The 12,935-nt window shown below is 38.3% G+C and carries 8 protein-coding genes; all 8 read right to left on the bottom strand.

Annotation, left to right across the window (positions count from 1 at the left end; genetic code table 11):
- Nucleotides 1–10 precede the first annotated feature (10 nt).
- On the bottom strand, nucleotides 11–1,333 hold the full coding sequence (locus CRO54_RS20705; protein ID WP_097134017.1) for an MFS transporter: 1,323 nt from the start codon (nucleotides 1,331–1,333) through the stop codon (nucleotides 11–13).
- Nucleotides 1,334–1,434: 101 nt separating this feature from the next.
- Nucleotides 1,435–2,619, bottom strand: a complete 1,185-nt coding sequence (locus tag CRO54_RS20700) for an Ig-like domain-containing protein (RefSeq protein WP_179747354.1) — start codon at nucleotides 2,617–2,619, stop codon at nucleotides 1,435–1,437.
- Between the two features lie 5 nt (nucleotides 2,620–2,624).
- Complete coding sequence (locus CRO54_RS20695) at nucleotides 2,625–4,133, bottom strand: T9SS type A sorting domain-containing protein (protein WP_097134015.1); 1,509 nt, start codon at nucleotides 4,131–4,133, stop codon at nucleotides 2,625–2,627.
- Between the two features lie 25 nt (nucleotides 4,134–4,158).
- Nucleotides 4,159–5,232 (bottom strand): SGNH/GDSL hydrolase family protein, encoded by a 1,074-nt coding sequence (locus tag CRO54_RS20690; protein ID WP_097134014.1) that lies wholly within the window; start codon nucleotides 5,230–5,232, stop codon nucleotides 4,159–4,161.
- A 4-nt stretch (nucleotides 5,233–5,236) separates the two neighbouring features.
- On the bottom strand, nucleotides 5,237–7,036 hold the full coding sequence (locus CRO54_RS20685) for an endonuclease/exonuclease/phosphatase family protein (protein WP_171047973.1): 1,800 nt from the start codon (nucleotides 7,034–7,036) through the stop codon (nucleotides 5,237–5,239).
- 44 nt (nucleotides 7,037–7,080) lie between these two features.
- On the bottom strand, nucleotides 7,081–7,971 hold the full coding sequence (locus CRO54_RS20680; protein ID WP_179747353.1) for an endonuclease/exonuclease/phosphatase family protein: 891 nt from the start codon (nucleotides 7,969–7,971) through the stop codon (nucleotides 7,081–7,083).
- Nucleotides 7,956–9,410 carry a SusD/RagB family nutrient-binding outer membrane lipoprotein gene (locus CRO54_RS20675; protein WP_097134011.1) on the bottom strand — a complete coding sequence of 485 codons (1,455 nt, stop codon included), beginning with the start codon at nucleotides 9,408–9,410 and terminating at the stop codon, nucleotides 7,956–7,958. Before CRO54_RS20675 ends, CRO54_RS20680 begins: the two co-directional genes overlap by 16 nt.
- An 11-nt stretch (nucleotides 9,411–9,421) precedes the next feature.
- Nucleotides 9,422–12,814: a SusC/RagA family TonB-linked outer membrane protein gene (locus CRO54_RS20670; protein WP_171047972.1), complete on the bottom strand. Its 3,393-nt coding sequence runs from the start codon at nucleotides 12,812–12,814 to the stop codon at nucleotides 9,422–9,424.
- Nucleotides 12,815–12,935: the final 121 nt, after the last annotated feature.

Below are 12,935 nucleotides of genomic sequence, written 5' to 3'. Positions count from 1 at the left end.
TAACCAACAACTAGACGGCTTTCGGTTTCGATTTCCATATCAACAAACATAACAGCATAGAAAGCAGCGCAGATCCAATCCAGAAAATAGAAATGAGTGTAAAGTCGTAGTTGACTTGGGTGCCCACAATTGCTTTTCCATTTGCAATGAGCTTTCCACTAATGATATCCTGCAGACCAGCACCAATGTAACTGGCTACACCAACCACACCCAATGCAGCACCGGTTGCTTGTTTAGGTGCAATATCTACAGCCATCAATCCGCCCAAAAAGCAAACTAAACCGCCAATAGAAATACCAAAAACTACCATCGACAAGGCAAATAACCAAACATAATCTTTAGAAACACTTAAAAAAAGTGTTATGGCTAATGTATTTAAAATTCCGAATAGTAAAGCAGGAACATTTCTACTTCCTTTGAAAAATCTATCTGAAACAAAGCCAGATAGTATGGTACCGATGATACCACAAACGGAGCTAATAGAAATGATGGAACTTGCTTCTACAATAGAAAAACCTTTGGCATTTTCTAAGTAAAAAACGCCCCAACTGTTAATTGCATATCTACTAATGTACATAAATGAACTCGACAATGCCAAAATCCAAATCGCTGGATTTTTTAAAACCGCAATTTGTTGCTTTGCTACAGAGGCATCATTTTGGTGCGCCACTTTTTCTTCCTTCAACAAATAAATTCCTTTGCTTTCTGGGCTTTCATATAAAAATGAGATGATAATAATTGCTCCAATAATACCGAACATGCCAGCTCCCCAAAAACCCCATTGCCAACCCGCAGCAGTTACTGCAAAAGAGATGACGATAAAAGTAATGCTTTCGCCTATGTTGTGACTTGCACTCCAAAATCCATAAAAACTTCCTCTTTCTTTTCCGCTAAACCATCTGGAAATGGCAATCACACTTGGTGGCGCACCCATACTTTGGAACCATCCATTAAATGCCCAAAGTATAATAAAGAGCACAAAAGAAACTTTAAAACCTAAAGCTATACATAACAAAGCTGAGCATAGTAAACCAAAGGACATGAACACCCTGATATTTACTCGATCTGCCAAAAAACCATTAACAAACTTGCCTCCTGCATAACTAAAAAATAACGCAGAACCCACTATTCCTAGTTCTGTTTCGGATAATATGCCTTCTTTTACCAGCGGCGTTTTAACTACGTTTAAACATAAACGGCAAACGTAGTATAAGCCATAGCCAATGGTGGCAGATAAGAAAACATGCCATTTCAATCTGCTATAGTATTTCTTTTGTTCTTCTTCCGATAGCTGTTCTTCCATTTCGGGAATAGGGTTAAAAAAACTTCTCATTAGTTGTTTAGGTTAAGGAATAGCGAAGCTTACTTTACTGCTATCACGAGGCAGCAAAGCAAGCTTAACTATGGTTAGTTTTATTTATAGTAAGTTTGGTTCTACTTACTTAGCATATTGAGGTCTGTGATGTAATTGGCATACTTAAAATCATCTAAATATACCTGTGCGGCATTATTGGTATTGCTCAAGCCCATAAACATAAAAGCGTTTAATGTTGCATTCGCATCCATTTCCGAAGTCACAAAATTTGAATCTCCAGCAGCTTTTAAAAGTAAATTGTTATTGATCCAAATGTGCGATGCACCAGGTAAGATTGAATATTTTTCGTTATTCTTTACATATCTCCTAGCTCCTGTAGAATTGTTGGCATAGATCTGCACATCATATTCTCCACCAGTTACAAAGCTAACTTTTGGGTTCAGCGTTGCATCTACTGCAACCAAACTTTTATCCTTTTGTTGAATACTTAATTGGTAACCGTTTGGCGTAATATCCCACCACATAATTAAAAAAACGGGCAGTGCTGCGGTAGGACTAAAATTAACATTATTAGAAAACTGGGAAGCATTTAAAGACGGTAATGCCGTATTCCAATCCATGGTACTGGCATCTCTGCCTAGTGCAAATTTATAAGTACCTGCTGTACCAGCCTGCAATTTCATTTGGTAGCCAATGCTGAACAAATTTGTACCATCGATATTAAGTATAGAGAACTTACTGGTAGAAGTTGACGGCGGTGCTTTAAAAAGTAGTCTGGCACCCGAGCCGATAGTAGCAGTGTTGGTTAAGGTAAACCCTCCTACATTACTATTTCCAGTCCATATACGAGCTATCTGACTACTTGTTGGTGCTGGCAATAATGCATGTATGTGACCCGCAATGCCATCATTAGCAGATAATGCTCCAGCAGCAGATGTAGGCGATAAATTACCTTCTGTTTGTCCAAAGTCGTAAATCCAGTTTTTTTGATAATTGCCTACCACTACACTTAACTTACATACAGAGGTAGCATCCTTATAAGTTGCCTTGATATCTACCGCACCAGTTTTGTAAGCGGTAATCATTCCGGTAACACTTACGGTTGCTACGGAAGCATCTGAAGAACTCCAAACAACTTCTTGTGCAGGTACACCAGTCACGCTCAACTGTCTTTCTTCGCCTATACCAAGGATCACAATATCTTCAGAAAGCGTAACAGTTACCGCTGCTGTATTGTCTTTTTTACAAGAAATCAATGTTAGCACTAACAGTGCAAAACAGGATAATATTCTTAAAAATTTCATCATGATTACTTACTTATAAACTTGGTTGTAAAATGATCTTCTTTGGTGTTTAGGACTCCCACATAAACTCCTGAACCTAGTTTTGCAGGTATAGCCAGCTGGTTCGCTCCCTCGGTTAGTCTTACTTTTTCACGTAACAAACATTGACCGGATAAATTATAAATTTCAAGCGCAGCACTTTCGCTAGTTAAAGAATTAATCGACAATCGTACTGAATTTGTATTTGCTACGTAGATGTTGAAATCGCTTTTAGCAAAGCCCATTTTTGCAGATGCGGTAGCTAACGTATCGGCCTTACCATTAAAATCTGACTGTACCAGCTTGTAATAGTTATTTCCTATTAATGGCGAATTATCCGTCGTACTATAATTAGTTAGCGTGGATGTATTGCCTTTTCCTGTTATTGTTTTGATGAGCTTAGGAGCTTGATCTGCATCTCCAGACCTAAAAATTTCAAACTTCGCATTGTCTTTTTCTGACAAGGTTTTCCAGTTTAGTAATACGCCATTGTTTTGCTTTGTTGCCGAAAATCCGTCTAAAACTACTGGTAAGACGTTGATATTTTCTAGATAATTGGCATAAACGAAATCATCTAGGTAGGCTCGTGCATCATGCACTGCAGAATCATCTGGATCTGTATTGTTATAGCCCAAAAAGATAAAGGCATTTAACGCGGCGTTAGCTGCCAAACCTGTACCAGCATCCTTAAAATTAGGATCGTTAGCAGCAAACAACAACTGAGTATTGTTTATCCAAATATGGCAAGAGCGTGCCGCCACAGTTTGTGTAACGCCCATTTTGGTATAGGTAGCGCTTGCTGAACCATTATTTGCATATAGCTGCACATCATAAATACCTCCATTTACAAAAGAAACAGATGGGTTTAGCGTAGGATTTAATGTCTCCCAACCATCAAAAGATACATTGTTATCTGAGCTTGCCTGTTTTCTAATTTTTAAGGTATAATTGGATGAACTTAAATCCCATTGCATTAGCAAAAATGATGGAAGATTGGTAAGCATATCATTAAAGTTAGTGCCATTAGAGAGTTGGGTAGAACCTGAGGCTGTACTCCAATTGATCGTAGACACATCTCTACCTACGGCAAACCTATAGCGTGCATTTGTACCCGTCTCAAATTTGATTTTAAAACCCACACTCATTACAGCGGTTCCATCAATATTCAATATCGAGAATTTTGTAGTTGAAGATGTAGGCGCTGGATTAAAAAGCAATTTCGCTCCCGAACCCAATGTACCAGATGTAGAAAGCGTGTAGCCACCCACGTTACTGTTTCCAGTCCAAACCCTAGCTATTTGTCCATCTGCTGGGGCAGGCAACAAAGAATGAATATGGGTAGGATCTCCATCGTTAGCAGATAGTATGCCTGCAGCTGCGGTTGGAGAAAGGTTTCCTGTAGCAGTTCCAAAATCGTACGTCCAGCTTTTGTTCTGCGCTTTAGTATATCCCGCAAATAGAACACACATCAATAATAGTTGTAAGCATTTTTTCATCGCTCAATTTTTTTGTTTTGAATTATTAATTTATTCCGTGTTTAGATAAAGTTTCCTTGATAATTGGGTAGATGTAATTGACCATTCTTTCGAAGCCCAAATCGTTGGGATGTGTACCGTCTACAGAGCCTTCATGATCGAAACCCAACATCTTTTCTGATGTGATGAAGTACAAATCTTTTACATTGGCCTGCAATAATTTTAACACTTCACTTTGGATTGCCAAGTTTTGATTTCTCACGTTTTCGCCCATTTTTTTGTCTACAAAACCTCTTTCGCGTATCACACTTTGCATTACAATTATTGGTGCTTTAGGATGTTTTTTACGAATTGTATTTACCAGATAAGCCGTTCTTTCTTTAATTTCTTGAGGAGTAGAATTAGGTACGCAATCTAAAATATAGGCATCAGCCTCAACAGAGGCAACCATATCTGCCACCGCAGGTTCCATTTTGGCGCTCCCGCTAAAACCTAGGTTAATAAAGTTGATACCGCTAAGTCTAGAAAGCTTGGCAGGATAGGCCATTCCAGGTCTACTTGCTGATGCACCTTGCACAATGCTAGAACCATAAATAAGTACCTTATGCTTAAATGGATTTGAGCCAGACTCGATTTTAGCTTTGTTATCCACACCAATTTCTAACTGCCTAATTACATCGTATAAAGGCAAATACAGTAAAAATTCCTTCTCCGTATTATCCATGTTATTGATAATTACCTCATCGCTACACAACGCAGTATTTTTACCAATTCCAGCAAATTGCCACTTGCCATCAATTTTCACATACAAGTCCAATCCTTTATTGGCTATTGGCGTGAGATAAGGGTTAGGCCTACTTCTAGACACGCACCATTTAGCCGAGATAGATGTACTGTTTGTTTTAAAAGAAATGGCCAAACCCGCAGTATTTGACAACAACTGAACTATGCGTGGCGGCAAACCTTTGTATCTATTGGTATCTAATCGGTGATAAAAAGAGTCTGTTTCTTGCGCCTTCCCCACCATTGTAAATTGCTTGGCGGGATAAAATTTAACTTGCGCACTTACATTTTGCAGCAGCGTTGCTAAAACAACTGTGTATAATAATCTCTTAAGCATAATCTTATTTTTTTTCTTTTTTTAGGATTAATAAGGTTGGGTAATGGTCGGACATGTAATCAGTAAGTTGATCCTTTACGATGAACATATCCACACAATCTGGTTTGGCATTTTTGTTTACCCATATATAATCTATACGTGTATAGTTGTTATGGTTCTTCATTTTTGTAGGGGCACTTTTATCGTAGTGCTTATTGAAGATTCTATAGGTATCATAAAACCCTGCATCTAATACTTTTTGAATTGTGGTATAATCTATCTTTCCGTTTTTCAGATAAGTATTACCCGGATTATTCTTCTCTGAATTTACCAGCGCCTTCATTTTTTCAGGGTTGTTATCGTAATACTGTTTATCTTCTGGAGACATGTTATTAAAATCTCCCATCATGATTATTTTCTCATTTTTTGGGATATCGTTGACTAGTTTTAAGACCACACTATCCACTTCTTTTATCCTTTGCTGATAGGTATAAGAAACCAAGTGTGTGATAATGAAATTGTAGTCGAGTATTTTGCCAGATAAGATGCCGTGTCGCATTCCGTCTTTAATTTTCTTTACGTTACTGATCGGGTATTTTGATAAGAGACCTAGAGGATAACCTTCTTCCTTGTGCATTACTGCATAGGGAAAACCCATTTTTTTGGCGAACTCCTCCAATCTTTTTGGGTTAAAACCATTCAATTCTTGGATAGCTATTACATCAGGTTTACGCTCATTGATCCACTCTTGAAAAGCTAGCTCTATCGCAAGATCTCCGCTAAACCCTTTCAAAACATTGCAAGAAAGAATCTTTAATACATCAGGATTAGGTATATCTGTTTTTCCAAAAAGTGATGCTGTTTTTTGATAAGAGGATATACTCCCAGTTCCCCAAACAGGATCCAATTTTTCGGCTTTACCTGCATTGGCATTTTTTTGAGGGATTTTCCTAACCAGCTTTTTAATGTAATTGGCGTAGACGAAATCATCGAAATAAGCTTTTGCATTGTCGGTTCCCTCTCCCAAAAAAACAAAAGCATTAATTATTTCTTTTGCAGGCAATTCGGCAGTGAAGAAATTAGGTTCTCCAGCAGATTTAAGTAAAAGCTTGTCATCAATCCATATTTGTGACGCACCTGCGGCAATTTTATATTCCTTCGCTTGATGGAAATACATTGTTTCTTCTGCGGTGTTATTGGCATAAACCTGCACTCTGTATTCCTTGCCATTCACAAAAGATATTGCTGGATTCAATGATGCATCTATCCCAGACAAACTTTTATCTTTTTGCTGTACGGATAATCGATAACCAGTTTTAGAAATATCCCATTGCAGAATTAGAAATGTAGGTAGTGCCGCCGTAGCACTAAAATTATAGGCATTTGAAAAAGGTGTCTTACCATCTACATCTTTCCCAATGGCAAACTTATAGTTCCCCTTGCTTCCTGAGTCAAATTTTACGTGGAAGCTAACGGCGAACAACGGTGTTCCATTGATACGGGTGATAGAGAATTTATTAGTGGAGGAACCTTGCGGAGCAGTCATCACCAATTTCGCCCCTGTTCCAAATTCAGTCCCAGAATCAGACACATTGAAGCCCCCATTATTTTCTTTATTGTTTCCTACTCTTAAACTAATAACTTGAGATTCGGCAGGAATAGGAAGCAATTCATTCGTTTCGTTTCTTGATATGGTTACACTTGTATTTTTAGTATCGTTAACCACTCCATTTAAAGAGCCAAACCCGTACTCCCATTTTTTTTGTGCGCTTACCTTAGCAATTAACACACTATAAAGAGCGCATAGTAATAGTATCTTTTTCATCATTTTTGATTGAAATAGTTCCTGATTTTAAGTTTTGAGATGAGTTATCGCTTTTTATAAATAAACACCATTGGATAATGATCTGAAGCGTAATCTGTGAACTCGTCTTTTATCATGTAAGATTTGGCAAAGTCGTTCGAAAGTGCTTTGTTCACAAAAATGTAGTCTATCCGAGTGTAGTTATTATGCGTTCTTAACTTAGTGGGAGCACTTTTTTCGTAGCCTGTTCTGAACATTTTCCAAGTGTCATAAAAGCCATTATCCAACAATGTCTGTATTACTGTGTAATCTATCTTCCCATTATTCAGGATTTTAGTCCCTGGATTATTGATTTCACTCTGCGCTACCAAATTCATTTTAGCAGTATTGTCATAATCTTTAGCATCTTGAGGCGACATGTTATTGAAATCGCCCATCATCAGTATCTTCTCTTTATCGCTAACCTTATTCACACGATCCATAATGATGCTCATTTCTTGCTGCCTTTTTTCGTAAGTAGCAGCGTTTAAATGCACTACAAAAAAGTGATAGCCTAGAATTTGAGCTTCTATGAGATGCAGATCTGAAGGCACAGTTTTGATATTGGTGATAGGATAACGCGACACCAAAGCTACCGGCAAGCCAGATTCATGAAACATTACCGTATACGGATAACCAATTTCTGCAGCAAAAGTCTTCAGGCTTGCTTTGGTAAAATATTTCATTTCCTGAAAAGCAATTACGTCGGCTTTTAAGGTATCTGCCCATTTCTTAAAGTTGGTAATAGTCGTTTCATCGCCTCTAAATCCTTCATAAATATTATAAGAAAGCACTTTTATAGGCTCGTACTCAGTACTAGCAGGTTCTCCTTTTTTCTTACAAGCAAGTACGGTTAACGCCACTAGTAAAAAACAAGCTACTTTAACGAAATAACATTTCCTTAGTTGTTGTCCCACCATACCCTTGTTTTTAAATTATCGCCACCAATTCTTGCCGCTACTTCTCTGTAATTTTCTTTATTGGTTGCCTTAACAATCAATGGATATTCTAATCTACGAGGTAAAATTCCGTCATTACCCACTGCTGGACCAATAGGCAAGTTTGGATAGCCCGTACGGCGGTAGTCATTCCATGCCTCGAAACCTGAAAAGAAAAGCGCAATGTATTTTTGGTTCATTAAACGCTCCATGGTGTTGTTAAACTTTACCGTACTTCTGGCCAAATAGGTTGTTCCGGCACCGCCATCCCAAGTGCAATTCCATTGCCTCCATGATGCCTCGATACCTTTATTATAATAAGTTTCTGCACTTCCGCTTATCCATCCTTTTAAAGCTGCTTCAGACAAATTGAACATTACTTCCGAATAGGTCAACAATGGATATGGATAATCCTGCAATTGTAGCGTAGCAGCGTACGTAGATGCCCCAACACCGCCATTCACCGCAAATTCAGCAGCTTGTGTTTGTGTATATCCGCTAGGAATGCCGTTGTAACCGCCGTCCCTGTTTTTAGTTGCATATCTGAACCGTCTACCATCAACAGTAGTATTCATCAGATCCATCAGTGGTTTACCTAAACGTCTGTTACCACTAAACTCTGCATCTCTCCAGGTTGAAAAAGTATTGATAAATGGACTAATACCAGTGTTTTTCATCATCGCTTCATCCTCATTTCTCTCAAACAATGGGTACTTTGTTGGATTACCTAGCATTTCTGCAATTTCCGCTCTGCTGTTCATCTCCGGCCTATCAGATAATCTCAATAACAAACGTAATCGTAGCGCATTCGTAAATTTCTTCCACTTGATCACATCATTATTGTAAATCAGATCTGTACCTTCAAATGCTAGATTTTCTTTAAACAAATCATTAGCTCTCTTTAAATCGGCTAGTAAGCTCTCATAAATACTCTTTTGGGTATCAAATTTTGGATAGTACAATTCATCATCTCCTTTAAATGCTTCGGTGTAAGGAATATCTCCAAATATGTCCGTAAGGTTTGATACCAACCAAGCTTTCATCACCAAGGCTGCCCCCATATTGTTACTATCCTTTATCTTCTCTGCCAACTGATACATTTCTTGCATGTCGTAAGCTCGTCTGTAAAGGTTTGTCCACAAGTAATCAGGTTCGTTTTCTCTAAATATGTAGCGGGCGAAATCATTTAAGGTGCCCGTTTCTACCGTATACTGCATTAATTCGTTATGAATACGATGTGCTCTTAAGGTGATGGCCCAGTGTCCGTAATATTGAGCTGGTGCTAACAATGTTCCTGGAGCTACGTTTTCCAAACGGTTGGGATCATTGTTTAAATTGTCGAAATCTTTGGAACAAGAAACTAAGGCTCCAATAATCAACACTACCATGATCAGCTTCATCTTGCTAATAATTTTCATACAATGATATTTTAAAAAGTTACTTTAAGAACTGCGCCCATGCTTCTAGTAGAAGGGAATTGCGCTGTTTCGAAGCCTGGTTCTATTCTATTTCTATTTAAGGTTGCTATTTCAGGATCGTATAATGGGAAACTTGTAAACAATAACAAGTCGCGTCCGTACAGACTAAATGATGCCGACTTAAAAGCTTTTATTTTACTCAGCAATTTTTGACTAAACTTATATTCTACACTTACTTCACGCAGCTTGATAAATGAAGCATCGAAAGTATTTCCTTCTACGTTATCTCTGAAATATTTTGCGATGTAGTAATTTGGAGCATCTGCAACAATATCATTAGGACGATAGCTACCGTCTGCATTTCGCACTACTCCTTCGCCTACAATACCTTCGTACCTACCGGGCAAAGTTGATTTCAGCTTGCCGAATCCCCCAAGAACTGAGTGTGAGAAGGAATATATTTTTCCGCCTTTTTGGCCATCCACAAGAAAACTAAAGCTCCAATTCTTATAATTAAATTTGTTTTGGATGCCCGCTTTCCAATCTGGCACTGCCGAGCCAATGTATTTAATTGTCTCTGTATCTATGATCGGATACCCGCTTGCGTCATGCACAATTTGTCCATCCGGAGATCTCAAATATCCTGACCCATAAATATCACCAACGGCCCCGCCTACTCTTGCTTCAATATATCCTCTAGGTCCGGTAGCCATAATAATAGACTCTACACCTGGCGCAAGTTCTCTAATTAAACTCTTATTGGTAGACCAAGTAATGGTGCTTTTCCATTTCAATTTACTTCTATTACTCAAGGGACTGATACCCATAGCAGCTTCCCAACCTATATTATTGATTAAACCTGCATTGAATATTCTATGTGTATAACCTGTACTGGGATCATTAGGCACTTCTAAAATTTGGTTTCGGCTATTTGAATTGTAGTAAGTAAGGTCTAGACTTAACCTGTTCTTGAAAAATCGGATATCTAAACCCAATTCACGGTTAGTAATGATCTCTGGTTTTAAATCTTCTCCGCCTGGGCGAGTAGTAGGACTGCTGTAACTTCCTCCAAAACCTGTGTTAGAAAAATATCGTCCAACACGATAAGGTTCGGTATCGTTACCTACCTGTGCAGAAGATGCTTTTAGCTTCAGATAGGACAGCGCTTTAATTGCCGACATGTCGAACATCTCGGTAAATATGGCACTCCCCGATGCGGAGTAGTAAAAATAAGATCTATTAGCTTTAGGTAGTGCACTCGAAACATCGTTACGACCAGAAATATCTAAGAAGAGATAAGTTTTATAATTGAACTGAGCCAAGCCATATAAACTGTTCACCACCTTTGTATATCTGGTATTATCTATTAAAGGGCGATCTTTTGAGTTTGCTAGAGTGTAAAGGGCGGGGTAGCTTAATCGCTCTGCAATAGTGTTATTATTTTGTGATTCTTGTCTGGTAGAGCTACCACCTGCAGTAAACAACATTCCTACATTCTTAGATAATTTTTCATTGTACTTATACAAGAAATCGATGTTCTGCTCTTTCATCCCTACATTTTGTTCTTGGTATCTACCGTTAGTAAAGCGAATAGAGCTGAAAGGTCTTCTAAAAGTACGAAAGGAAGTGCTCTTGTCTAAACCGCCTCGTAATTGGATATCCATTTTCTTACTAATGATATACGATGCCGTGATATTCCCAAAAAGGCGATCATAGTTTACGGTATTCAAATTTTCATAAGTCGTAAAATATGGGTTGTCTATAGAAGTAAGCAATCTGTTATTTTGCGCTATACCTTCTTGGCCTGGCTTCCAATAATTTTCGTACCAACTAAAAGGCACACTCGGATGGGTAAACATCAAGGCATACATGTAGGTGTTGGAGTTGTACCCTGCCAGAGGCAAATTGTCGCTACCCTTGTGATAGTAGTTAAATCTAGTATTAACCTGAAATTTATTAAGCTTACTATTGCTAGAAAACGAGAGTCTATTGTAAGTAAAACCAGTATTTGGAACGATATATTCGTTGCGTTGATCGTTGTATGAAAACCTCACCGCATTTCTACTATCGCCTCCAGCTAGCGATACTGTATTGTTATACGTTACCCCCGTTCTGAAGGCATCTTTCAAAAAATTTTTATCAGCTACCCAAGGTGTGCGCTCAGTAGCCATAGTTTGAGTTACTGGGTCATACTGATAATACAACTGTCCGTTAAATTTTGGGCCCCAACTGTGAGATGAGTGTGTAGCCGCTCCATCTGGGCTAGTAGCAAAAGAGTAATAGTCTTGCTTTCCTGGTGCGCCATCTCCGTATTCCATTTGGTAATCTGGAAATCTCAGAATTTTATCTATCGTAACTCCAGAGTTAAGGCCAACAGTAAAGCGTTCGTTTTTTTCTTCGTTAGATTTGGTTGTAATTAAAATAGCACCCGAAGCTGCCCTCGATCCGTATAAAGCTGCTGCAGAAGGGCCTCTTAATATCGAAACTTCTTTAATGTCATCTGGATTGATATCGCCTAGTGCATTTCCGTAGTCTACAGGCGTTTCCGAATTTCCTGCGGCACCATAACTTTGCCCATTATTACTGATCATTCCAGAAGTTACTGGTACACCGTCAATCACTAACAATGGCTCGCCTTTATCTAAATCTAGAGAATTCTGCCCTCTTAAAGTAATACGTACGGAACCTCCTGGTCCAGCCCCTGCCCTAGAAATGTTAAGACCAGGAACCTTACCTGAGAGTGCATTTACCCAGTTAGTAGGCGCCGTTTGAGCTATGTCATCACCTTCAATTTTAGTAATGGCATAACCTAGTGATTTCTCTTCCCTTTTTATCCCTAAAGCAGTTACCACTACTTCACTGAGGTCGTTCTGTTGCTCTTGTAAAACTACAGTTAGGTTATTTTTTGTTCCTACCACAACTTCTTGCGTGATAAACCCCAAAAATGAAAATGTCAATATACTTTTAGGGCCAGATGCCTTAATGATAAAATCACCATCTACACCCGAAATCACTCCACCTACCAATCTATCCTTAACTCTAATATTTACACCCTGTATACCATTTCCATCTTTATCTACAACCTTACCTTTTACATCAATATCTTGGTTAAGTTTTGCTTTAAGTGTAATTGTTTTCCCATTAATGATGTAGGTAAGAGGTTGATTAACTAATAACCTATCCATTACCTGTGTAATAGAGGCATTTTTAATTCGGATAGAAACAGGCTTAATCTTTTTTAATAAATCTGCACTGTAGAGAAAATCGTATCCACTTTGTCGTTTAATATTTATAAATACGCTTTCTATGGCTTCAGCATCGGTTTGCAAGCTAATTTGTTGCGCATAAGTTGCTGCGCTTACTTGTAAGATTGCAGCAAAGACAAACACCATTATTAATTTCATGGTACGATAAAATTTCGGGTAAATGCAAGAGTACCTGCTGCAATTAAATGCAGTATTTTTTTTATACATTTGAATGTTAGGTTTAAATATCTATTGATTGCTATATCGGTTCAATTAACCC

The organism is Pedobacter xixiisoli (assembly GCF_900215335.1).
Lineage (GTDB): Bacteria > Bacteroidota > Bacteroidia > Sphingobacteriales > Sphingobacteriaceae > Pedobacter > Pedobacter xixiisoli.
Note: the sequence above shows the minus strand (reverse complement) of the source record. Positions and strands in the feature narration are given on the sequence as shown.

Coding starts and splice junctions, on each gene's coding strand:
- CRO54_RS20695 (WP_097134015.1), bottom strand. CDS start 4,133: ATGAAAAAATGCTTACAACTATTATTGATGTGTGTTCTATTTGCGGGA.
- CRO54_RS20685 (WP_171047973.1), bottom strand. CDS start 7,036: ATGAAAAAGATACTATTACTATGCGCTCTTTATAGTGTGTTAATTGCT.
- CRO54_RS20675 (WP_097134011.1), bottom strand. CDS start 9,410: ATGAAAATTATTAGCAAGATGAAGCTGATCATGGTAGTGTTGATTATT.
- CRO54_RS20705 (WP_097134017.1), bottom strand. CDS start 1,333: ATGAGAAGTTTTTTTAACCCTATTCCCGAAATGGAAGAACAGCTATCG.
- CRO54_RS20690 (WP_097134014.1), bottom strand. CDS start 5,232: ATGCTTAAGAGATTATTATACACAGTTGTTTTAGCAACGCTGCTGCAA.
- CRO54_RS20700 (WP_179747354.1), bottom strand. CDS start 2,619: ATGAAATTTTTAAGAATATTATCCTGTTTTGCACTGTTAGTGCTAACA.
- CRO54_RS20670 (WP_171047972.1), bottom strand. CDS start 12,814: ATGAAATTAATAATGGTGTTTGTCTTTGCTGCAATCTTACAAGTAAGC.